We start from the raw sequence: 21,328 nt of genomic DNA, 5'->3' as shown, positions 1-21,328 counted from the left end.
GTCCTCAGAATCCCCCGACCGGGGACACCCACTGTCCATATTGTCATGGGAGACACGTTTATTATTTCGGTCTGTCGCGATTCATTGTCCATCGTCTCCGGCGGCCGCTAATCCATCGGGACATCTGTCGCGACACATTCCACATCTTGTCCTCTGTCAGACAATTACTGTCTTGACTTAAGACAGGAAACAAATTTATGTCACCTGGTTGTCTTGTTGTTCATGATTCACCCTACTCCTTTTTGTCTTCACCAAGGACAAGTGAGAAAACAACAGGAGTGGCCGTTGTCCTCCGACGGAATGCTTTCGCGACACCTTGTCGCAACTGTATATCTTAGTTGCATAGATTTTTGATTGATCGAGGAACAGGGACACGATCCTTGTCCTCGTCTTTTATTTCAATACCGCCCTTCGCGTCATTCCAGTGTCCTCACCTTCATTCGCTCCCCTGATTCTAAGCAGAATTTTTATCTTATTGGTGAATTTGCATTGAGAATTATGTTCTAAATAATCATATCATCACCAATCAAAATCTAATCAATAAACCTATCCCCTTTATAATAACTACTAACTGGCATTTTCACCTTGCAGCTATGCGTCCAAAATCAATCTTTAAAATCCCTTTTACCATCCTTTTTGCGACGATCCGCTTGCATTTCACCCTTCATCGAAGTGAAAATCTGAAGTTTAAAACCCTCGGGACTCCCCCCACCAATCTAATGAGGTATTGGAACAAAACCAATTTGGTTTATTCTTTCTTTATGGTCGCGGGAGCAAGCAGGCTGACGCCCATAATATAAGGGCGACGAACCATTTCACGGGAACGTCAGTTCTTGACCAACCTCTTAAGCTGCTGGACACGCCGCACCGATATCTGAAGCATCATGGCCAGCTGCTTATTTGTCGCGTCAGGGTGTCGCTCCATTGCCTTCTGCAGTTGCCATGCCTTGTCCTCCGTTCGCTCCCGTTGTTCCTCGAGGTACTCCTCCCTTGTCTTCGCCCCTTGTCCCCGGCGCAACTCCCCTGTCCTCGCCCTGTCGCGTTCCCGTTTCCGCCGGCGCTTCTCATTGGCGTCAATAATGGTCTGCAAGTGTCGCTGTTCCTCCGGCGTGATGTCCAGCCATCGAATGATCGTAGAGTTCTTCAGATTATAGCCGGCGCCGGGATAGCCTTTTTTCCTCGCCTCCTCATTCGCCTTCGCATCATTCTTAGCCATCCACGCTTTCTCGGCGCTTTTTGTCGCCCGGATCACCTCTTTTTCAGACAGCGGCTCCTTAAATCCAGCGTTCAGCTCTATCATCTGTCTCAGCGCCTCATCGGGATCATCAGTGAGGCAACAACTCCAGTATCGATATAAAAAACAAAACAGCTCCCTGTATCCCTTCAGATCATAATTTCTAAGCTCCGCAAGACGGATCAAATCCAGTAGCCTGGCATAGTGCAGCGTCTGGATATTATGTAGCCGGACAAGTTTCCCTTTTCTTCCTTTCTTCCCTGTCTCCGCCCTTGTCAATTCCGGCAAGTACTCATATGCGCCTAACAAGCAAAAATTACAATGGGGTGAGGCAAAGGAAGAAGCGTCCTCAGGAAGGAGGTAAAAAATAAAACGCATTTTTAGCCTGTTTCATTTTTTTAAATGCAACGGCCTAAAAATGCAACAGGACAAGGCTAAAGAATATTGCTTTTATAGCGAAAGAACCTCTCTTATCGTTCTAGTACGCTTGATTTTTCTCGGAATTTTTCTAATGATTGATATTTATCGGGATGGGGTTGTGGGTCAGGTTTTAATTGCAAGAACGGATTCTTCCATAAAGCATAAAATTTCACATCCTCCCGAATCCATTCCTTGGCTTTCTTCGGTTCTTTCCAGTCTTCTCGAATTTCTTGCAACGATTTCTTTGTGGCAAAAGTATGCGTGAAAGTGCCTTTATCTCCTTCTAACTGTACGGATAGAATATGTAAATGATTCCTCTTTTCCAACAATTGAATCGCCTTCACTCTAAATTCTTCGTTTCTCACAAACTCGTATTGATGATTCCCGCGATCATCTCGCATAAACTGCATTTTCTCGGCCAGTGTGACCTCTTTGAAAAAACCCATGAATTTTGCATAATAAGGATTTTCTTTCTCCATTTCAAGAACATGAATCGGGCGATTCTTGATCGTTTCGTGAATATCAATTAATTGTATCTTCGTTTCTAAGGGCAAGCTGCCAACTTTTAATATCATTTGTTCCTTTCGGATAAGGGGAAAACGATGAGCTTTAATCACCCCTTTTAAAGCAATATCAGCTCGATCGCTAATAATATTGGCAGGTACTCTTAATTCGTTTTCCTTTAATCGATAATAGGGCTGCTCTGTTTTTCCTCCTTTAGTGACAATGGCGTGGGCAGGAAGAGTGGCGTATCCGCCCCTGAAATTTCCGATCACAACAGCAAAACGGGTTTTCGTAGGGGCGGCGTTGGCTTCTTTATATTGAGGATTGGGATAGTCCCTCACTAACACAATATCTCCTGTACGAATGGACATCCAATCATTCTTATTCACGGATTCCCCACGCTTTCTTTACGGCGTCGGCTAATTTTTCTTCATCGTTTTCGTCCAACGCTTTTTCGATCTCCCTCACTATTTCTTCTGGTACTCCTTCATCTACAGCTTCTTCTAAATACTCAACTAAGTAAAAAGCATACGAAGGATTCGGACGTCCCTCTTTCTCATGGATTTCCACCCTTGATTTTAAATAGTTCAAGGCCTCGTCAAGATACTTTTCTTCTTCCTCCGTAATTTCTAAGTCTTCGATCAGTTGCTCTCTTGTTTTATCAAAGGTCGTGTAACTCCATAAAAAATCATAATATTCGTCTGGGGTCATTTTGCAGAACGGTTTTGTCTTTTCCATATTCATCACCTCATTATTAACGTTGCAGCTGCATCTCTTTATCTTTTTCGTTTTTATTGTTTTTGTCTTGATCTTTAGATGACTCATGCATCTGACGCAATTCTTTGATTCGTTCTTTCATCAACTCGTCAATTTCTTGGATAATACCCTGGGCGACATGCTGAATCTCTTTCATGGCCTGTTTCGCCAACTGAATGTCTTTAGCCCAGGTCGCAATATATCCAGCGCTGTATGGTTCTGTGTCCAATCCGTAATATTTGGAGACGATAAATGCAACAGCTTCAGCTTGTGCTTCTTTGTGTCCTCTAGGCAATTTTTGCATATCACTGTCTTTATGATGTAATTGAGCGTGGGCGTATTCGTGAATGAGCGTTTTGAATTTCAATGAAGTATTTTCAACAGACGCATTAATACGAATAAGGTGCTTTGCTCGATCATAGTACCCCTTTGTATTCGGGTCGTCCAATACCTCTTCTTTCACCTCAATTCTGTTTTTATTCAAATGAGCCAGAAAATGCTTGTAAAGCGACTGAATGTGCTCGCTTTCTTTTAAATCTTCACGAATCAATTTTCGGATATCAAACAGCTCTTTTCCTTGGGTTTGGCTAATATCAAAGACGTTGACAAAGCGAAAACCTTTTAGAATTTCTTTCTTTTCCATCACTGTTCGCCCTTTTTCATCACGGACAGGCTCGTTCGTTTCAGGATCAATTTTGGGTTGCAACTTCTTCTCGAAGATCGGCGCAAAAATCTTAATGGCCTTTTCGCCTTTTTGAACGTGTCTGCCAAGCTCCTGCCACGCTTTGTATCCCATAACCAACGTGGCATTGGGTTTCTGTGATAAAATCATCATGACATTGTGAAGGCTGTACTTTGGAAACCTCGCAACCACCTCTAGGTATCGTTGAAACTCTCCATTCTTGAAAATGCGCTCAATGGCTCGATCAACTTCTTTTTGGATTTTGTTCAGCTTTTCTTTGTATTCATTCGATTGTTGGTAATAACTCATGATTCATCCCTCACTATGGCGTACAGTGGCTCATACAGTTTTTTCCCGTTCTCTTCATATTCCAGATACCCTACTATCTCATAACCAATGAGAAATTCTCCTGAAGGAATCTCAGAAATGGTCTTAAGACCCGGCGGCTTAGTGCGATAAATCGGCTTTTCGCTGCCCAGGATTTCATGGTACTCGTACATAATTGATCATCCTTTCTTCAAATGGTCTTGGTTTATTGGAATGTGAACTGGATTTCCCCTTTTTGGAGTGTCAAATAGGCGTCAAAGGTCTTTTTCCCTTTGAATCCCTTGATCTTATTGGTTTTTCCTTTTTCACAAAGCTGCTTAACGTGTGTCTTAGTGATGTTTTTTCCTAAAATGGACTTCGGAAATGTCTGCTTACACCCGTTGGCATACTCTGTACATCCGTAGAATGTCTTTCGATCGACAATGTATCCTTTTTGACAACGAGGGCATGGGGCGATCGTATTTTCCTTCTTGATCTCTTCAAGCGCCTGTTTGGCATCGATACGTTCAACATCCTGAGAAGCCTGTTGAATCAGCGCATAACATAGCTTTTTCGCCTGCTCAATAAACACCTCTTTTGATCGGTTGCCTTTCCCGATTTCTTGCAAAAACAGCTCCCATTTCGCTGTCATTTCTGGTTTGGATAGGATAGTTCCTTTGACTGCTTCGCAAAGGATTTCTCCTTTCTTCGTCACAAACACTTGGTTTTTCTTTACTTCGATTAGTCGCCGTTGAATCAAGGTATCAATAATGGCTGCTCTTGTGGCTTCGGTTCCTAACCCCTCAACCTGATTCAGCGCTTCTTTCATCTCCCGATCTTCTACGTACTTTCCGGCTGTTTTCATTAGTGTGATAAGCTGTCCTTGGGTATACGGCTTTGGTGGTTGAGTCATCCCCTGCTTAACGGAAATATCGGCTTTAGCCGATTCTCCTTCTTTAACTTCAGGTAAAATAGCTACTTGTTCCCCTTCACTTTCTTCGTCTTTTTCGTTTTGATACAGAGCCTTCCATCCCATCTCTTTCTCTGTTCGTCCTTTAGTGACAAATTCTTGTTTTCCAACAGAAGTAATGATGACGGTTTCGTCATAAACATAATCAGTCATGAACATAGCCAGGGCGCTTTTTAATATTTCGTAATACACTTCTTTTTCGTCAGACGAAAAAGTTTCAAACGCCTTAGTGTCAGGGACTTTTTCTGTTGGAATAATGGCGTAGTGATCGCTCACTTTCTCTGGATTTACATAGCGTTTAGAAGGCTGAAGCGAACGAATAGGAACATGAATGCCTAGACACTGTTGATATTGGTCCACATGCTTTTGTAAGTAGGTGTATTCTTCCTCGGTGATATATTGCGAATCGGTTCGAGGATACGATACATATCCTTTCTCGTATAAAGATTGCACAAGCTCCAATACTTTCGTTGGACTGAACTTTTTGGTTCGGTTGAGCTTGCTTTGCAGCGTTGATAAACTGTGCAGTTTCGGAGCTGGTGTTCGTTTTTCGCTGATTCGTACGCTCTTAATCACTGCTTGGTACGTCTGTTGCTCTTTCGTGATGTCGGGACTGACAGCTTCGTACAATTCATCGGGAGACGAAAAACGCTTGTTCAGTTTCCCCCGGTATGTTCCGTTCTTGACTGTAAACTGTCCCTCTAATTCGTAAAACGGTTCCGGTCGAAATTGTTCAATTTCTTTTTGGCGATCGTAAATCAGTTTCAAAACAGGAGTCTGCACCCGTCCGACGCTAAATACATCCCGGATGCCCTTTTGCTGAAGAAGAAGCGTATAGAGCCGACTAGCATTCATTCCTACTAGCCAGTCGGCGATCTGTCTCGCCTGGGCTTCATGAAACAAATGGATGGTTTCTTTCCCGTCTTTCAGTTCAGCAAACCCTTTTCGAATGGCATTTTCGGTTAGAGATGATGTCCAAAAGCGCTTAATCCGTTTTTTTGAGCATCCGGCCATGAGGATAAGCAGACGAGCGATATTTTCTCCTTCCCTGGCTGGATCGGTCGCAATAATGATTTCATCAGCCTCTTTAAGCAGCTTCTTAACGGTTTGAAACTGTTTCGCTTTATCCTTCGACACTTTGTACTCAAACTGCCCAGGAATAATCGGCAAAGTGGCCAAGTCCCATTTTTTCCATTCCGGACGGTATTCCTCTGGCTCTTTTAGCTCGACTAGATGGCCAATTGCCCAGGTCACTGTTGCCCCGTTCGGAAATTCTTTACACGACTGAATAGAAAGAAAACCGTTTCCTTTGGTATGTGGAAACGGTGATGCGAGTTTTCGTGCCTGGTCGGGTTTTTCTGCAAGAATGACGATCATGAAAGCATCCCCCTATCGATTTCAAATTGGCAGCTCGTCGGCGATTTTCTGATTGCTTTCTTCTTGCTCTCCTTCGCTGTCATCGCTGAATTCGCTGAATTCTTCAATGATCTCCATTAAGTCCTCCTCGGTGATCTCATCTTCCATTTCATCGAATGCGTCTAATTCTTCCTCAATTTCATCTAAAATCGATTGTAGTTCTTCTGCTTCTCCCACTTCTTCGGATTCGTTTTCTTCATCTTCGTTTTCATCCTCAACGTTGCCAAGTAATACCCTCAATTCCTCTTCGGTAATCTCTTCGTCCTCTTCGTCTTCGTCAATCTTATTGATCTCATCGATCATTTCGTTAAGCAATACCACATCCGACTCTTCTAACTCTTGCTTGACTTCTTGGATGTCTTGGGCAGCCGAATCTTCTTCATCCCATACCCATTCTCCATTCCACAACGGCGCAGTATATCCTAAACGGCTTCGGTATTTTTCATAGTTGCTCAATAAATCGCCGTAAATATCGAACTGCCACGCTTTTTCTAGCTTCATCGGGTAAGCCCCAGATACGAATAAATAACAAGTGTTTTTGTCCATGTTCATAAGTTCGCCCGGCGTAATCAATGAGCGCTTTACATATTGCTCTGAAATGCTTTTGCTGCCTTCCTTACGTCCATAGGAAGCACTTTTCTGTTTGTGCTTCACCGTAGTCTCTCCGGCGAGTTCGCTAAAGTATTTCGCTGTTTTCGTGTCTTTCGTTCGCAGAAACAACTGAGTATCGTGGTTATTGATGATCGAACGAGCCATTTCCGGGCCATATCGTTTTTTGTCCTCTAGCTGTCCGATGTCCTGGATAATCGTCATCATGGCCATACCAAGTCCGCGACAGGTTGCCAATACTCGCGGATATTTGTTGATCGTGCCGATGTTGGCGAATTCGTCCAACAGAAAGATAGTGGGAATCGGTAACTTCGAGTGATTCTTGTCAGCAATGTCGTACAGAACAGCGATCAACTGTTCAAAGAACGTGGCGGTCAATTGAACAAACGGGTTTTCATCCATGCGAATCTTGATGTACAAAACGGATTTTTCTTTCTGCAAGTTATGAAATTTAAAATCGCTCTTAGCAGTCATTTTTGCGATCTTTTGCATTGCGAAAATGGAGATTTGTTGCGCCAAGGTCGCCATAATGCCAGCTCTAGTGTTTCCACTGCTCATGTTTGCAAGGGTGAACATATGATACGCTGGATGGTCTGGGGACATATTTTTAATGATTTCATCCAAATATTCTTCATCTTTTCCTGCTCTCGCCACCATTTCAACGACATGGCGCATATTGGCCTTGTCTTTGTATTTTTCCTTCACGTACAGGATGAATGCTGACAGAAAGGCGACAGCTGATTCACTCCAGAAATCGCGTTTTCCTTCGTCAACCGAGTTAGAAGCGATCGTATTAGCAATTGCCCTAGCATCCTCATCATCCTCGACGTAGTCTAATGGATTGTATCGATCGCAATTGACGAAATTGATAAAGTCCACCTGATAGACTTTGTATCCTTGGTCCCTTTTGATCTGATGGGTAGCTTCATATATTTCCCCTTTCGGGTCTGTCACAATAATGGTTTCTTCCGTATGGTTAATCATGTTAGGAAAGACGAATGATTGACCTTTCCCAGACCCCGACGAACCAATGACCAAGACATTTCGGTTATCGATCGTCGTGTTTCTCGGAATGATGAGAAGTTCCCGTTTTTTTGGTACTTTGCCAACGATAATCCCTTTTTCCATCTGAAAAGCGTCAACAGGGTCTGTCGTATACGAGTTGTTTTTCGAGAACATCTTGCCGTCGATGACTTCATCCGGCGTTCCCCACCGGGAAGTTCCATGCAAGCCAAAGTCGCTAGCATATTCTAACTTCGGAACAATAATGGATGACCGAAAAGTGTATAGCAGCGCTGCTAAAATCACAAACGGAGCCAATGAGAAAACCGTTTTTAAGTTCTCTTCCGTGTAAACAAACGTGATTAACTCTTTCGGTCTTAATAAAATTTCTTTTAAGTCGCCTCCGTTCCCGATCATATAAAACAATCCCATCAGAACATAGGCAGCTATAACGGTCAACACAACACTAGCGAATATCGGCTTCCAAGCATCTTTTTTTAAGTTCATCGTGATTTCCTCTCCCCCTTAGCGTTCAAATTCTTGACCACGATATCTTCTGCGTTGCCGTTTCTTCGTTGGATCTTTCTCATATTTCTTGCGATCATTCGCTCGTTGCGCTTCTTCTATCGCTTCTAACAAGCCATCAGCCACATGTTGCCGGTATTGATACTCCATGATCTGCGCTTCTGTTTCAGGTTTTGGCATACGTTCGAGTTTTTGTTGTTCGCTAACGTGGATACGGCGTAAATCTGCTTCAAGGTCTTTACTGCTTTCTCCACGTTCCACCAACTCATGCAACTGCAACAAGGCTGCCGTGTTCGTGATCGATACATCTCTGCCGTAATGCTCGCTCAAAATGGCTTGCAAGACGGCTTTGTTTTCCTCAAGCTCCTTGCTCATCTTTTCTTTTCTTAACATGCATTGCTCGATCTTCCGGCTCGCTTCAAAGGCCTGCTCAAAGTCTCTTACCTTCAACGCCTCCATGCGCTCTTTCGATTGCTTTTGAATCGTGCGATTCAAAACGAAGAGACTTTGATACATGTTTCGGGTTTGCTCCGCGAAGGTTGGCATCCGATGAGTCTCTTGCTCTTTCTTCGCCGCATAAGCAGGAATTTCACTCTCTGGCAGCACGCTTCCCGTGTCTTTAAAGTATTGGACGGCATGATATTTTTCCTCAATCCGGAAGTCAGCTCCGGCATGAGGATACAAGACTCGGAACTCTTCTTCTGTTAGCCGTTTTTGCACTTCCAGTGCTAATTCGGCTTTCTTCAGAACCGCTTCGTATTTGGTCAATTCGTTTTCAAAGGATTTCTCCATTTCTTTGAGTTGCGCGATTTTTTCTTTCAGCTGCTCGTTAAATTTGCCAGGATAGAAACCATATTGAATGACTTGTTTTGGTTCTTGCTGATACACATGATACGCCTTATTGATGACATTCTTAAGCGCTCGCAGCTTCAGCTGCTGGCTGTCGATTTTTTTCTTCCAATTGCCTTCGGCCAGATCATGATACACACGTCTTGCTACAGCAAAATCAACATACGATTTTGCTCGCTTGGCAACCAAAAGCAGTGATGCTTTTTCTACATCGTTTAGAGAAGCATTTTTGCGAATAGATTCGATCGTTTCATTGAGCGATTTTTCTTCTTGATAATCAGAAATGGATACAACTTTTTCTTTTTGTTTTAGTGCTTTTAGTTCTTGGTTGATGCGCTGAATTTCTTGATTTAGCTTTCCATAATAGGTAACTGGTTCATATGGTTTCCCTTGTTTCTCAGCTTCTCTTTTCATTCGTTGTTCGTATTGATATGCCTCACGAGAAAGACGAATTTGAGGCACTTTATCGATTCCTTGTTTCTCATAGCTTTCATGAGAAACGCGATCATCGATTCCTTTTTCTTTAAATTTTTCGTTGATCTTATCGGCGAAGTTTTTCCGCCATTTCAGCAGCGTTTCTTTATCATTCCAGTTTGTTAAATGAACGGATTTTCCGTTCACTTTTTTACGTTTCTGTCCCCACGTTCCATCCTCGTTAAACGGGCGCATCGTTAACATGATGTGAGCGTGTGGATTATGTTTTTTATCACGGTGAATGGCGATGTCTGCTACCATTCCTTCATCTGCAAAATTCTCTTTACAAAAGTCCAAAAGTAATTGCGTTTGCTCTTCATTGGTTAATTGTGTTGGAAGAGCGACAATGATTTCTCTAGCTAATTGAGCGTTATGTTGTTTTTCAACTTTCTCCACTTCGTTCCATAAACGTTCGCGATTGTAGACCCACTCTGGAGCATGTTTTGGCGCAAGAATATAAGTTTCCGGAGGAACGTCACGATGGCCGTATTTTTTCGTTAATCCATCCCGTTCTGAATACAATGCTTCTCCACTTCGATAGGCAGCGCAAGCAACGGCTGAACGATTTGATTTACTAATGATTTGTGTACGGAATAGAAAGTATGCCATCGTCATTCCTCCTTTCTTAATTTTTTTAGCCCCTGCGGGTCATTTGTCGAAGACAAACTTTTTATCGAGCGAAGCGAGTTCCCATTTACCCCTGAAAGGGGTATAAATGGGCACTCATTTCATTCGTGACTTCATTATACCATAATTTTCTTATTTTGGATAGACATAAAATTCCCCATCATGTAAAATATTCTTAAGAAATATTCAAAGAAGAAAGGATGAATGAAATGGCAAGAAAAGACCCTTTGTCCAGAGCACAAGAGATTGAGGAACAGATCAAAAAATTGCAGGAGAAGCAGCGAAAATACATCGAGCAAGCTCAAAGAGAAATCGGTCAGTATCTAATGGAAACGTGGGATATTGAAGATATCGAGCAGGCGAAATGGTTGATTGACAAATTCAAAGAAGAAGCAAAAAAATATTTCGGTAGTGGTCAAAACACGGAGGGATCCAATGGACAAAAAACGTCCGATCAGTGATCTGCAAAAACGAATTGAACAACTGGAAGAAAGAAAACGACAAATATTAAGATTGGCAAAAGAACGTGAACGTAAAAAAAGAGCGCATCGGTTGATACAAACCGGCGCACTAGCGGAAAAGTACTTTGAATTGGAACACTTGACAATCCCAGAACGAGAAGAATTGTTTAAGATTTTCGCGAACTACATTAATGAAAAAAAGCCGGATAAATTTAAGAAAAAAGAATAAGGAGGCCACAGTTAATATGGACTCCCGAGATCACATCAACCAAAGTTTGTATGAGATACTTGAAGAGATTTTGGAAAAGGCTAAACGGTCACGAAAGTTAAATCCTCCCTCTCTTGAAAAAAGCGAATTGGAAGAAACTAAATCAAACGAAAAATCACTTAAAACTCTACTGAAGGCAAAAGAAAACCTGAACGATCTTAAACAGAAGCTGATGGAAAACCCGAAAAAGAATAAAAAAGAATTGGAACGCCTACAACGCATAGAATCGAAACTAGAAGTGAGCATTCGAAAAGCAGAGAGACGAGAAATCGCAAGAGCGCTAACTTCATTAAAAAAAGACCCAAAACGAACCGTTTTTCGTTTAGTGGAAGCTAAAGACAGGTTAATGATTTTGAAAACAAAACTACAGGAAAATCCTCGGCGATACAAAGCCGAATTGCAGCGAATGGAGAAACTAGAACAACGGCTGAATCAAAAAATTGAAAACGCTCGGTTAAAAACACTTAGAAGAGCCATCATGTATATTGAAAAAAATCCTAAACGATACAAGGAAGAGCTTCAGCGCTTCAACGAATTGGAAGCAAGACTGAAACAAGAGTTAGAAGAAAAACGAACGCAGGAAAAAGCTAAAACTAAAGAAAAGGATTTAGAGTTAATCCGATGACCCTTTTCTTTTATACACCAATCTGAGAAGCCGTTTTTTAGGTAATTTTATTTTTGCTTCTGTTAAATTTTAATGTTGATTTTTAAACCACAGAAAAAGACCGAAATCAATCGGTCTTTTTGTATGTTCACCTCTCTGATCCTCTTTCTATTGCTTTCCATTCATTCCGATAATCCTACCTATTTTATAAATAGATGAATGAATAAAACATTCAATTTGAATGAATATAGAATGATAATACCCCTAATAAATGAATAATGAATTTAAAATAAATTAAATATGAATGAAAAATAATAGTGAATCTTATATAAATTAAATTTGCATTTAAAATACATTTAAAAATATTTATTTTTTAAATTCATTTTGATTGATTATATAACATTAATGCTTTATAATGTAGATAAGAATTAATTATAAATTTAATTTGAATGTAAAATGAATTATTAGGGGGAGTTTAAATGAAATTAGTGGTGGCTAATGATATTGGGAATTCGGAAACAAAAATGATCGTGAACGATACGCTCATAAAACAACCATCGGTGGTCAAACGTCTGTTATCCAAGCCAAATGTGATGGAAACAAATGTGGAAAAAAACATTGCTAATTTGTTGGATGAATTGATTGTTCATGTAACAAGTAACGCTATTAAACGAAGTGGCCTATACTTCATCGGAAAACGCGCCAATATGACGGCCGATAAAGTAGAAAATATGAATATCAAATTAGGGAATAAATCAAAACACGATATTCCAGTCCTAATGACGCTATCGATGCTTGCTGCTCGATCAGTTCAATTAGCATATCAAGAAAATCAAGAGCTTCCTTCATCAATTTCAGTAGATGTCTCAATGACAACAGCAATCCCTGCGTCAGAATATAGTGCCGATCAAGCCAGATACCTTGAAGGACGTTTCACTAGCAACGATCATGTGGTGATTGTATATGTCGGAGAAACTCCTGTGACCGTCACACTCCATTTTCAGACTGTGAAAGTCACTCAAGAAGGCATTCCAGCTCTATATGCCTTATTGGAAAGTGAAAATGAAATTCTGAAGAATTATAACGAGCACTATAAAAAACAAGCTGTGCCAAAAGATTTCGCTAACAAACGAATTCTCCACGTGGATATTGGCGATGGAACAACGGAATATATCTATACTGTTGGAATGAATCCTGTAACAGATGTTTGTTCAGGGGAAAAACGAGGAGTGGGTCATGCCACGGAAGAAGCTACTCAATTGCTGAAAGAGGAAGTTGGCGGCTTTTTGAACCTAAACCGCCAGCAGTTTATGGACATTTTTAGAGATCCATCCCATCATCTTCACGATTTAGCCGTTCGCTTCATGCAAGAAGCACGGTATTCGCAGGCTCAACGTATTCTAGAAGACATTCAAGAAAAATACAGCGACATCGCCGGAAACGTGGATGTAATTGCCGTGTATGGTGGAGGCAGCATCCAGTTCAAAGAAGAGCTATATGAGGAGCTATTGGACTTTGCAAATACCGTACACTGTGAAGTCCTTTGGATTCCAGAAAAATATGCCGTGGACATGAACGTAAACGGGTTGCATGTCATTAACGAAAAAATTCTATTTAAGCAACACGCTTGATCGAGGTGAGTGATCGTCGTGGCAAAACGAAAAATCGTCACTTGGAGGGTGGCTGACACCCCTCAAAGTGACTTGATTAATGAATGGCTGGACAAGCAACAAAATATTCAAGTCTCTCTTACTAACATTGTTTTACACATGATTAACCGTTTCGGAATCAAAGACATCATGGATTACGACATACAAAAAATACTGTATCAAGAGTTTTCTTCCGGTACATCCAAAGAGAACAGAACAGTATCAAACCAAAATGAAGAAGCAGAGAAAGCAGACAATGAAGAGACAGAGAAAGTAGCCGCGAAATCCTTAAACAATCCCGATTCGAAAAAAGCCCAAGATAAAGAAGGCCAAGATGATGATAATGATCTCTATAAAAACGTGGATATAAACAATCTCTTCTAAACAGGCTGATTCTAAAGTTTTGACCTTCAGGTCAGCCTGTTTTATATTCACTATATTTTCCATTTCAGAGTTTGGATTAACTCCCGAATCGCTGCTGATAATTCGCTGTTTTTCGCCGTTTAAAAACGCTAAACCCGTTGTCGCTCTAGGCACGAAGCGTTGCCGATACCTTTCCGCAAATTTACCGATAGATACCCGAATTTTTCCGCGAATTTACCGATAGCAAAAACGCCCTGGGCGCACACCCGGGCGACTGTTTCGCGTCTACCATTCGATTGGCTCAGCTTCAAAGCGTTTGTGCATTTCGCGTTTGTACGCGAGCAGACGGCGTTGACGTAATGGTTTGCGGTGTTCCGGTAAATTCCAGAATTACACAACTTTCCTTGTGTAAAAAGCGATGCGTTTAGCGTGTTTCATTGATAACGACCTCCCTCTAGAAATGTTGATCTATCAAGGCTTTTCGGCCTCTCAGGGGTGTCCAAAAAATATTTTTCGACAAAATCCCTTACATCCTTTTTCAGTTTTGTGGATATCTTACAGACCTAGGGTGCGCTTCGCGGCCACGGCTGGTTATATTTTCCTGCCGCGGGGGGAAGCATATTCGATGCACCCTTTGGATCTCCGCGTCGCTGATGAGGACGAACCCTCCCATGTCTCCGGGCGTCTTCGCGCCAACATTCCCTCGTTCGGTCTCGTCATCAGGCGGAGGCCGGCCAAGCTCCTTTAGGGACTCAAGGTCGAATGGATGAAATCACGCCAGCTTCTCCGGTGTCATCTCGTTGTCCAACGATTCTTCCGTTCGCAGGGGGGAGTCCTTAGGCCGCCCGTTGCACCTGGGACAAGACGTCCTGTTTCATTCGCTCCGCGTCAAACGCTTGTTTCTTCGTACAAATCGCAAACAGCACATTCAACAGCTTCCGGCACAAGGCGACGATGGACTGCTTTCCGGTCAGCGGATTGACGGATCGGGTCGTATAATACTCATGCAGCTCGCGAAACGCCTCGTTATGCCGAATCAGCGGAATCATCGCCCGAAACAGCACCGAGCGCAACCGTTTCCGTCCCCGTTTGGAGATGTGCTTTTGCCCTTTGCGCTGGCCGGAGGAGTTCTCCTTGAGCGTCAGGCCCGCCAACTTCACCAATTGGCGCGGGTCCCGATAATGGGCGAAGCTGCCGATCTCCGCCAGCAGATCGATGATCGTGGCGTCTCCCAACCCGTCGACCGTTTTCAACCATTGGTACTCCATCGTCGTTTGAACCAATGCCTTCAACTCGGCGTCCAGTGCAGCGATCTCCGCCTCCAATTGGCGGTATCGGCGGACGAGCGCGGCGATCTCAAACCGGGCCATCGCTGTCCCTTCCGTCACCCCAATCGAGTCCTTCGCGGTGTTGATCAACGCCTGAATTTTGGCCTTCTGCGGGCATTTCATCCCTTCGCTTTGCCGGTACACCTCAAGAAGCTCCTCCACCGTCCGGCCGGCCATATCAGCCGGAAGCGGCGTCCACTCCAACACCGAAAGCGCCGTTTTCCCCAAGTCACGAAACACGGTCCAAAACTCTGGAAAATACCGATCCGTCCAGCGGACGATCGCGTTTTTCACCGCCGTCTGTTCCTTGCGGAGCTTCTCTTTGAGCGTGCTCCCCACGCGCAAATCGGCTTCAATCTCGTGCAGCAGCCGGGGAACGAGGAATCGTCCGTCTTTTGCCAGTCTGGCAATGACCAGGGCGTCTTTGGCGTCGTGTTTCGTCGGCAGGTTGTCATCAAGTTCTTTCGACCGGCACACATGCGCCGGGTTGACCATGACCAACGGGATCCCGTGCTCCTCGAGGAAGTAGGCCAGGTTCAACCAGTAGTGCCCGGTCGGCTCCACGGCGACGATCACCTCTGACTTCCCGAACGCTTGCATCGCCCCCTGAATCGCTTTATACAGCTGTTGAAACCCCTCTTTCGACTGGAAGATCGGGAACGATTTGCGAAGCACGCGCCCCCGGTCATCCACGAAGCAGGCGTAGTGGGTTCGTTTCGCGATATCAATACCCACGACAGGCGTTTGTTCGGTTACTTGATCAATTTTATAGTTTTGTGTACAATTCATCTGAAGTCCTCCTTGGTATGGTGAGTGATGTGGTTGACACCCCTGCATCATACCAAGAGGGCTTTTTTTGATCAAGTCCCCGGAAAAGCTCCTAACGGGAATGCTCCTTTTTCGGTTCTCCATATTCACGCAACATCGCTTCTTTCGATACTAACCACGCTTTTTCTGTTTTTCTTATTAATCCATACGGAATGTATTTTTTTAAGCGACTGCGGTTAATAGACTGACGTGTTTCTCCCGGTGTTAATCCCCATAGTTCGTCCGCTTCTGACGTCGTTAACCACTCGGCCGCGGTTATATCAACCATTTCGATTACTCCTGCTTGCTCACAATATTTTTCGGTTCTATCACCGCGCAACTCAATTAAAATCGAACGTTTAGCGATGTCATGTCGAATGATTACACCGTTCACTGTCTCGATAAAGTAAATATCACGACCGATAATTCCATCTGGAAGCTGTTGTGTACATAGCTTTTTTAATTTTTCATATGTTGTGGACTTTGGCAACTCAAAAGAAGTGTGATTCACGATTTCTTGAATTTGCATATTGATTCCTCCTTAAATTTCGATTCCAAGTTCAAAGCAATTTTTAATCCATTTCAACGTAGCCTCAGCTTTACCACCTCTCTCGATCCACGCTTTTACAAATTTTCCGTTAGCGTCAAACTCAAAATATCCAAGTTTTGTCGCATATTCATTGAAGTAAATACGGCGTTTTCCATGTTTCTCCCACACATTAGCTTGAAGTGATACACCATCTTCTTTGCGAGCAGCGTCTTTAATACGAGAAGCGATTGTTTCTAAACCGTTTTTTATTTCTGTCCATGCTTGACGAAGTGCTAACGCTAACCGTGCTACATAATGACCTTCCATCACCTCTTAATTACTCGATATCGTGTATCTACTTTTATTATACACGATAATGTGTAAAAGTAAACACTTTTTTAAATTTTTTTGTTTTGGTTTCCCCCTCGCGCTCCCCCTTCCGTCGTTCGCGTTCGCTCACTCTTTTAACGAATTGGCTTTTTAGCGCTATTCCTACGTTTCTACTAGCACTTTCCTGTTAGATTACTTTTCCGAAACATTGTTATTGAAACGTTGCTACAACGTTGCTTTTTCGTTGATCGGTCGATTTTAACGGATATTCGACGAGAAAGCTACAACGTTATTGCTTCGTCGCTTTTGTGTTAATAGCCTATGCGACACTGCTTGTCCAAGTTGTCACTTTTTTGCGTTAGGTTTAAAAAATGACATCTCGGACAAGAATGGTACCGAGGAGGTTTATAACTATGTTCAATTGGCTAGGACTTGGAAAGAAACGAAGTAAATTCGGCAAATGGCTTGACCGCGAGGGAATATCACAATTAGAACTGGAAAGGCGGTCAAAGCTAAGTCGCGGTACTATCTCGCGGTTGTGTAACGATGACTCGTATCGGCCTAAACACTCGACGATAGCAAAGATTAAAAAAGCGCTGAAACAACTCGGTAAAAACGTACCAGACGACTTTTTTAACGTGTGATAGCTATGATTGAGTACGTTGTCTTTTTCGGGTTAATTATCGTTGGTATTGTCTTCTTTGTACTCGATTTGAGGAGACCACAAACACAAACCATTTTGGTCGATCAAGAGCGTTTAAAATGCGAAAGTCCCATCGAACGCCACCTTTACGATACACTTCGAGTACTAGGTTATTACGTACAAACACAAGTACCTTGCGGCAAGTACCGCATTGACCTAGCATTACCAGTGTACAAAATTGCCATAGAGTGCGACGGCAAAGCATATCACTCCACGCCTGAGCAAAAAGCCCATGATCGGCGAAAAGACGCTTATTTGCGCAAAAATGGCTGGAAAGTGCTACGGTTTAGTGGGCGCATGATCTACCACGACTTGCCGAAAGTGATTGCGCAGATTGAAAAGGAAATACAGAACTAACTCCAGGCAAAAGCTGGCGCTCGCTGGTTCCTTCGTGACATCGTACCAAATATTAAGCCGGCAGGTTTATAGTCTGTCACCTCGGTTGGCTTGCGGCGAGCTTTTTCGGCTTTAGCCTTCGTTTTCACACGTTTCATTGAGTCGTTAAGAGTCTTATCGATGCTAGTCTCATTGGTTATTCGTCTCTATATTTTTTCAACCGTTCCTCAAGTTCCCGTCGTGCCTGTTCAACGTCGAAATCCTCATCATCCTTCGGTTGGTTGTAGTCCATCTTCAACCAATCCGGTACTAATTCTTTACGTATCGGTTTCTGAATGTTTTGCCCTTCGCTAGAATTAGAGTCTACCATTTTCTTGACGGTTTCAAATGTCTTTTCTATGTAGGCCATGTATTTGAATCGTTTTCCTTTTAGTTTCTCCAACAGTTTGTTTTTCAAGTCATCATCATCAATCTTGTTGGCTTGTAGAAACTCATGGATCAAGTCGGATTGTTGCTGGTTGAATCCTTCGATCAAGGGATGATGATGATTTGAATCATTATTTATATCATTTGAATCATTATTTATATCATTTGAATCATTATTAGGTTTCTCTTCGAAACCACCCCTGGTTTCCGTGGGAAACCACCCCTGGTTTCCGTGGGAAACCACCCCTGGTTTCCGTGGGAAACCATCCGAACTTTCGTTCTGTTTTCTGCCGCCTTTTTTGGCAAAAGTTCTGCTGCTTGTTTCATATTCAGTATCGTAATCACGAATCTTTTCAAGTGGCTGATATTTCTTTTGAATGTCGTTTTGCGGATACTCATAAACTACAATATTTACAGGTTTGTTACCTGGCTGTTCGCTATCTTCATATGTGACAAGATCAATCAAACCATAATTCCATAAAGGCCGGATGATCTCATTGTAGAATTTTTTCTTTCCAACCCCTAAACGTTTCATGACTTTGGAAAGGCTTGAAGGAATCACATCATTATCTTTGTCTTTTCGCTGATCTGAACGATCACACCAACTATAGAATTTTAGCCAAGCCGCGAAGGCTTCAGGACCAAGTTTATCAATCCAATCATCAGCAACAACAAAATGAAGAATTGGAAGCTGCAATTCGTTTCTGTTTTTCTTTGCTCTAGTAAACTCTACTTTTGCCATATATATTCTCCTCCTGTTTCCCCCGAAATTCGGGACAAACAAAAGAGCGTGCCGCCGTACGTTTATACGTAGGCAAACACGCTCTCATCGGAGGAAAAACGAAAATTTCCAGGCGTTTCGCTCTTGCGTTAAACACATTTATGCATTAAAATGAAGACAAGGCATAAATATGTTAACACAAGAGCTTTCGAGCAGGTGTTTGCCGTAGGATGGGTACGGCGAACGGTGTAAGGGTGTTGGCAGCACCACTTACACACGCTTCGGAAGCTCTTCTATTTTGTCCCGTTCATATTAACTTATTTATATTTTACTATTACTTCCTGTGTCGCGACAAGGTCTATTTTCCAAAAATTCGTGACAACCATCTCCGCTTTTTTGTCCTCTTGTCCTCCGTTGTCGCTGCTGTCTCCAACGTGACCTTCTCTTGTTTTTGCGTTTCTTTCAGTAACGCTTCATATTGACGATCAATGCGACCTATATCGCTTTCGTCTATCATTTTCAACTCATTTTCTAGTGGTGTAGCGACTTCCGATTCGATACGAATCGGGTCAGATGCGTCATTTTTTTGTTCATTGACAAGCATTGATGCGGTCCGATCTACTGGCATCCCTCCTGTATCATTGGACATTTCTTTTATACGTTCAAATATTTGAATTTCCTTATCAGAAAAGATACGAAATCCTTGCGACAAGGTCTATTTTCCAAAAATTCTCGACAGCCATCCCCGTTTTTTTGTCCTCTTGTCCTCCGTTGTCTTGTCCTCCGTTGTCGCTGCTATTTCCAATGTGACCTTCTCTTGTTTTTGCGTTCCTTCAATCATCGCTCTTTTTTGTTCCTGTAGTGCTCGAATCGATTGCAGAAGTAACTCATCTCGTGTATTCAATCGTTCATCTATATATTTCTGTTGCGCTATCACTATTTGTTTGAGTTCCTGGATTTCTTTCAGCAACGCTTCATATTGACGATCAATGCGACCTATATCGCTTTCATCTATCATTTTCAACTCATTTTCTAGTGGTGTAGCGACTTCCGATTCGATACGAATCGTATCAGATACTTCATTTTTTTGTTCATTGACAAGCATTGATGCGATCCGATCTACTGGCATCCCTGTATCATTGGACATTTCTTTCATACGTTCAAATATTTGAATATCCTTATCGGTAAAGATACGAAATCCTTGATCGTTCTTTATGAATGTATAACCTGCCTTTTCGAGTGCTTGAGCATATTTGCGAACGGTTGGAGTCGCTATACCAACGATATTCGCTATATCTTTTGTAGAATATTCCTTCATTCGCATTCGTTTTCGCCTCCTCATACGATATACATTCGATACAATCCATATTGAACCCTTTATAACAAAGGGTCTAGCTTGTCGCCGTAGTGCGTCATAGCGCGAGGTACATCTGACTCCCGGGCGATGTCCTCCGTTTTCTGGACACCACTAACGACTTTGTTCGCCGCGCTTTCAAGCGTCATTCTCTCGTCTTTAGCGCGGCAATGTCTGTCCCCGTGTCTTCGAGCATAGCGCTCCATTTCCACTAGGTTGACGCAGCGATCTCCAAATCACTTGGACAGGTAAATATTGTATATTGTTTTTAAAACTGGTATAATTAGATTAACTTTAGATTTAAAGTTAATCAAAAATCAAGGTGAAGGGTTGGGTGTATTGGTATGAGATTGACGATCTCCATCAATCGTGAAATCAATGAGTTAATCGGGAAGATTGCTGAACAAATGGGAACAAGCAAGAGGAACGTTATCGCGTTTGCCTTGGCAGAAATTCTGCAAAAAGGATATAGTTTCGAGCAACTGGAAGCGTTGAGAGAAAAGATCAATCTCGATTCCCAGACGACGATTTTTTTGACGGAGGAAATGGCGCAAAAAATTGAACAAATCGATCGTTTTGGTTTATCAAAAAGAACTTTTTTTGGGCTGTTAGTTTCTGATTATTTTAAAAAGAACGAAAAATATTTCCCCTTAGCCGGAGATATAGAAGCCAAAGACAACGATGTAAGTCGTGACTATATCAACACCAATATGGACGAGGAGCTAAAAAAAAAATAACTGATTTCTGTAAGTCGAACTCTATTGCAATGAGTTTCTTGTTTTCGTATTATCTCTTGGCTAAGAATGTGCAGATACGCCCGTTCCAAATAAAGAAACGAGAATATCTTCATCTAAATATGAATACACGCACAAAAAAGGTGCTAGATAAAAAAAGTAGTGACATCAACGTAACTAGGCAATTTTATCTACATTTAATCGCTTTGCAAATCTGTGAGGATTTCAATTTGTAAAATTTAAAAAAATAGCGAAAAAATTCGCTATTTTTTATTTGCATTTTTCTTCGATTATGATATAATTTACATATAATCGAAAAAGAAAAATAATTCATATTTGGA

The 21,328-nt window shown here is 42.3% G+C and carries 22 protein-coding genes; 8 read left to right on the top strand and 14 right to left on the bottom strand.

What is annotated here, in order from left to right; all coding sequences use genetic code 11:
* Positions 1–826 precede the first annotated feature (826 nt).
* The 8 genes from GC56T2_RS17245 to mobQ all read right to left on the bottom strand — a co-directional run bounded on the left by GC56T2_RS17245 (position 827) and on the right by mobQ (position 10,356).
* Positions 827–1,522 (bottom strand): hypothetical protein, encoded by a 696-nt coding sequence (locus tag GC56T2_RS17245; protein WP_231578626.1) that lies wholly within the window; start codon positions 1,520–1,522, stop codon positions 827–829.
* Positions 1,523–1,704: 182 nt separating this feature from the next.
* On the bottom strand, positions 1,705–2,547 hold the full coding sequence (locus GC56T2_RS17240) for a hypothetical protein (protein ID WP_231578627.1): 843 nt from the start codon (positions 2,545–2,547) through the stop codon (positions 1,705–1,707).
* Complete coding sequence (locus GC56T2_RS17235; protein WP_012301130.1) at positions 2,540–2,896, bottom strand: hypothetical protein; 357 nt, start codon at positions 2,894–2,896, stop codon at positions 2,540–2,542. Before GC56T2_RS17235 ends, GC56T2_RS17240 begins: the two co-directional genes overlap by 8 nt.
* A 16-nt stretch (positions 2,897–2,912) precedes the next feature.
* Complete coding sequence (locus GC56T2_RS17230; RefSeq protein WP_044736726.1) at positions 2,913–3,905, bottom strand: ArdC family protein; 993 nt, start codon at positions 3,903–3,905, stop codon at positions 2,913–2,915.
* A complete protein-coding gene (locus tag GC56T2_RS17225) occupies positions 3,902–4,096 on the bottom strand; it encodes a hypothetical protein (RefSeq protein WP_044736727.1) in 195 nt (64 codons plus the stop codon). The genes GC56T2_RS17230 and GC56T2_RS17225 overlap by 4 nt, the downstream gene beginning before the upstream one ends.
* A 32-nt stretch (positions 4,097–4,128) precedes the next feature.
* Positions 4,129–6,249 carry a type IA DNA topoisomerase gene (locus tag GC56T2_RS17220; RefSeq protein WP_012301124.1) on the bottom strand — a complete coding sequence of 707 codons (2,121 nt, stop codon included), beginning with the start codon at positions 6,247–6,249 and terminating at the stop codon, positions 4,129–4,131.
* 21 nt (positions 6,250–6,270) lie between these two features.
* Positions 6,271–8,406 carry a VirD4-like conjugal transfer protein, CD1115 family gene (locus GC56T2_RS17215; RefSeq protein WP_144977469.1) on the bottom strand — a complete coding sequence of 712 codons (2,136 nt, stop codon included), beginning with the start codon at positions 8,404–8,406 and terminating at the stop codon, positions 6,271–6,273.
* A gap of 18 nt (positions 8,407–8,424) precedes the next feature.
* Positions 8,425–10,356 carry a MobQ family relaxase gene (gene mobQ / locus GC56T2_RS17210; RefSeq protein ID WP_144977466.1) on the bottom strand — a complete coding sequence of 644 codons (1,932 nt, stop codon included), beginning with the start codon at positions 10,354–10,356 and terminating at the stop codon, positions 8,425–8,427.
* Positions 10,357–10,583: 227 nt separating this feature from the next.
* Between mobQ and GC56T2_RS17205 the strand changes: the two genes are divergently transcribed.
* From GC56T2_RS17205 to GC56T2_RS17185, 5 genes are all read left to right on the top strand, one after another.
* On the top strand, positions 10,584–10,835 hold the full coding sequence (locus GC56T2_RS17205) for a hypothetical protein (RefSeq protein WP_144977463.1): 252 nt from the start codon (positions 10,584–10,586) through the stop codon (positions 10,833–10,835).
* A complete protein-coding gene (locus GC56T2_RS17200; RefSeq protein WP_042385881.1) occupies positions 10,810–11,064 on the top strand; it encodes a hypothetical protein in 255 nt (84 codons plus the stop codon). The genes GC56T2_RS17205 and GC56T2_RS17200 overlap by 26 nt, the downstream gene beginning before the upstream one ends.
* 16 nt (positions 11,065–11,080) lie before the next feature.
* Entirely contained in the window at positions 11,081–11,728 is a 648-nt protein-coding gene (locus GC56T2_RS17195) for a V-type ATP synthase subunit I domain-containing protein (protein ID WP_060476346.1), read from the top strand.
* A 458-nt stretch (positions 11,729–12,186) separates the two neighbouring features.
* Positions 12,187–13,338 carry a ParM/StbA family protein gene (locus GC56T2_RS17190; protein WP_044736702.1) on the top strand — a complete coding sequence of 384 codons (1,152 nt, stop codon included), beginning with the start codon at positions 12,187–12,189 and terminating at the stop codon, positions 13,336–13,338.
* 18 nt (positions 13,339–13,356) lie between these two features.
* Complete coding sequence (locus GC56T2_RS17185) at positions 13,357–13,740, top strand: hypothetical protein (RefSeq protein ID WP_231578621.1); 384 nt, start codon at positions 13,357–13,359, stop codon at positions 13,738–13,740.
* A gap of 815 nt (positions 13,741–14,555) precedes the next feature.
* On the opposite strand, the gene GC56T2_RS17180 is transcribed toward GC56T2_RS17185, so the two are convergent.
* From GC56T2_RS17180 to GC56T2_RS17170, 3 genes are all read right to left on the bottom strand, one after another.
* Positions 14,556–15,836, bottom strand: a complete 1,281-nt coding sequence (locus GC56T2_RS17180) for an IS110 family RNA-guided transposase (RefSeq protein WP_044736703.1) — start codon at positions 15,834–15,836, stop codon at positions 14,556–14,558.
* 91 nt (positions 15,837–15,927) lie between these two features.
* Positions 15,928–16,383, bottom strand: a complete 456-nt coding sequence (locus tag GC56T2_RS17175; RefSeq protein ID WP_044736704.1) for a helix-turn-helix domain-containing protein — start codon at positions 16,381–16,383, stop codon at positions 15,928–15,930.
* 12 nt (positions 16,384–16,395) lie between these two features.
* Positions 16,396–16,710, bottom strand: a complete 315-nt coding sequence (locus tag GC56T2_RS17170; protein ID WP_044736705.1) for a hypothetical protein — start codon at positions 16,708–16,710, stop codon at positions 16,396–16,398.
* A gap of 416 nt (positions 16,711–17,126) precedes the next feature.
* Between GC56T2_RS17170 and GC56T2_RS17165 the strand changes: the two genes are divergently transcribed.
* Positions 17,127–17,357, top strand: coding sequence for a helix-turn-helix domain-containing protein (locus GC56T2_RS17165; protein WP_042409949.1), 231 nt, complete (start codon positions 17,127–17,129; stop codon positions 17,355–17,357).
* Complete coding sequence (locus tag GC56T2_RS17160) at positions 17,354–17,773, top strand: endonuclease domain-containing protein (protein WP_044736706.1); 420 nt, start codon at positions 17,354–17,356, stop codon at positions 17,771–17,773. Before GC56T2_RS17165 ends, GC56T2_RS17160 begins: the two co-directional genes overlap by 4 nt.
* Before the next feature lie 175 nt (positions 17,774–17,948).
* Here GC56T2_RS17160 and GC56T2_RS17155 read toward each other — a convergent pair whose 3' ends face one another.
* From GC56T2_RS17155 to GC56T2_RS17145, 3 genes are all read right to left on the bottom strand, one after another.
* Positions 17,949–18,920 carry a hypothetical protein gene (locus tag GC56T2_RS17155; RefSeq protein ID WP_044736707.1) on the bottom strand — a complete coding sequence of 324 codons (972 nt, stop codon included), beginning with the start codon at positions 18,918–18,920 and terminating at the stop codon, positions 17,949–17,951.
* A 337-nt stretch (positions 18,921–19,257) separates the two neighbouring features.
* Complete coding sequence (locus tag GC56T2_RS17150) at positions 19,258–19,611, bottom strand: hypothetical protein (protein WP_144977460.1); 354 nt, start codon at positions 19,609–19,611, stop codon at positions 19,258–19,260.
* A gap of 3 nt (positions 19,612–19,614) precedes the next feature.
* Positions 19,615–20,223: a MerR family transcriptional regulator gene (locus tag GC56T2_RS17145; RefSeq protein WP_231578622.1), complete on the bottom strand. Its 609-nt coding sequence runs from the start codon at positions 20,221–20,223 to the stop codon at positions 19,615–19,617.
* 374 nt (positions 20,224–20,597) lie between these two features.
* Here GC56T2_RS17145 and GC56T2_RS18260 point away from each other — a divergent pair, with 374 nt between their 5' ends.
* The gene (locus GC56T2_RS18260) at positions 20,598–20,990 is read left to right on the top strand and encodes a hypothetical protein (RefSeq protein WP_255516158.1); all 393 of its coding nucleotides are present in this window, start codon (positions 20,598–20,600) and stop codon (positions 20,988–20,990) included.
* The last annotated feature ends 338 nt before the right edge of the window (positions 20,991–21,328 follow it).

This window comes from Geobacillus sp. C56-T2, from assembly GCF_007829715.1.
In the GTDB taxonomy this organism is placed as follows: domain Bacteria; phylum Bacillota; class Bacilli; order Bacillales; family Anoxybacillaceae; genus Geobacillus; species Geobacillus icigianus.
This window is presented reverse-complemented; position numbering and strand designations above follow the sequence as displayed.

Excerpts from the sequence above, each read along its gene's own strand:
- GC56T2_RS17235 (WP_012301130.1), bottom strand. The coding sequence starts at position 2,896 with ATGGAAAAGACAAAACCGTTCTGCAAAATGACCCCAGACGAATATTAT.
- GC56T2_RS17230 (WP_044736726.1), bottom strand. The coding sequence starts at position 3,905 with ATGAGTTATTACCAACAATCGAATGAATACAAAGAAAAGCTGAACAAA.
- GC56T2_RS17225 (WP_044736727.1), bottom strand. The coding sequence starts at position 4,096 with ATGTACGAGTACCATGAAATCCTGGGCAGCGAAAAGCCGATTTATCGC.
- GC56T2_RS17220 (WP_012301124.1), bottom strand. The coding sequence starts at position 6,249 with ATGATCGTCATTCTTGCAGAAAAACCCGACCAGGCACGAAAACTCGCA.
- GC56T2_RS17215 (WP_144977469.1), bottom strand. The coding sequence starts at position 8,406 with ATGAACTTAAAAAAAGATGCTTGGAAGCCGATATTCGCTAGTGTTGTG.
- mobQ (WP_144977466.1), bottom strand. The coding sequence starts at position 10,356 with ATGGCATACTTTCTATTCCGTACACAAATCATTAGTAAATCAAATCGT.
- GC56T2_RS17205 (WP_144977463.1), top strand. The coding sequence starts at position 10,584 with ATGGCAAGAAAAGACCCTTTGTCCAGAGCACAAGAGATTGAGGAACAG.
- GC56T2_RS17200 (WP_042385881.1), top strand. The coding sequence starts at position 10,810 with ATGGACAAAAAACGTCCGATCAGTGATCTGCAAAAACGAATTGAACAA.
- GC56T2_RS17195 (WP_060476346.1), top strand. The coding sequence starts at position 11,081 with ATGGACTCCCGAGATCACATCAACCAAAGTTTGTATGAGATACTTGAA.
- GC56T2_RS17190 (WP_044736702.1), top strand. The coding sequence starts at position 12,187 with ATGAAATTAGTGGTGGCTAATGATATTGGGAATTCGGAAACAAAAATG.
- GC56T2_RS17180 (WP_044736703.1), bottom strand. The coding sequence starts at position 15,836 with ATGAATTGTACACAAAACTATAAAATTGATCAAGTAACCGAACAAACG.
- GC56T2_RS17175 (WP_044736704.1), bottom strand. The coding sequence starts at position 16,383 with ATGCAAATTCAAGAAATCGTGAATCACACTTCTTTTGAGTTGCCAAAG.
- GC56T2_RS17170 (WP_044736705.1), bottom strand. The coding sequence starts at position 16,710 with ATGGAAGGTCATTATGTAGCACGGTTAGCGTTAGCACTTCGTCAAGCA.
- GC56T2_RS17165 (WP_042409949.1), top strand. The coding sequence starts at position 17,127 with ATGTTCAATTGGCTAGGACTTGGAAAGAAACGAAGTAAATTCGGCAAA.
- GC56T2_RS17155 (WP_044736707.1), bottom strand. The coding sequence starts at position 18,920 with ATGGCAAAAGTAGAGTTTACTAGAGCAAAGAAAAACAGAAACGAATTG.
- GC56T2_RS17145 (WP_231578622.1), bottom strand. The coding sequence starts at position 20,223 with ATGCGAATGAAGGAATATTCTACAAAAGATATAGCGAATATCGTTGGT.
- GC56T2_RS18260 (WP_255516158.1), top strand. The coding sequence starts at position 20,598 with ATGAGATTGACGATCTCCATCAATCGTGAAATCAATGAGTTAATCGGG.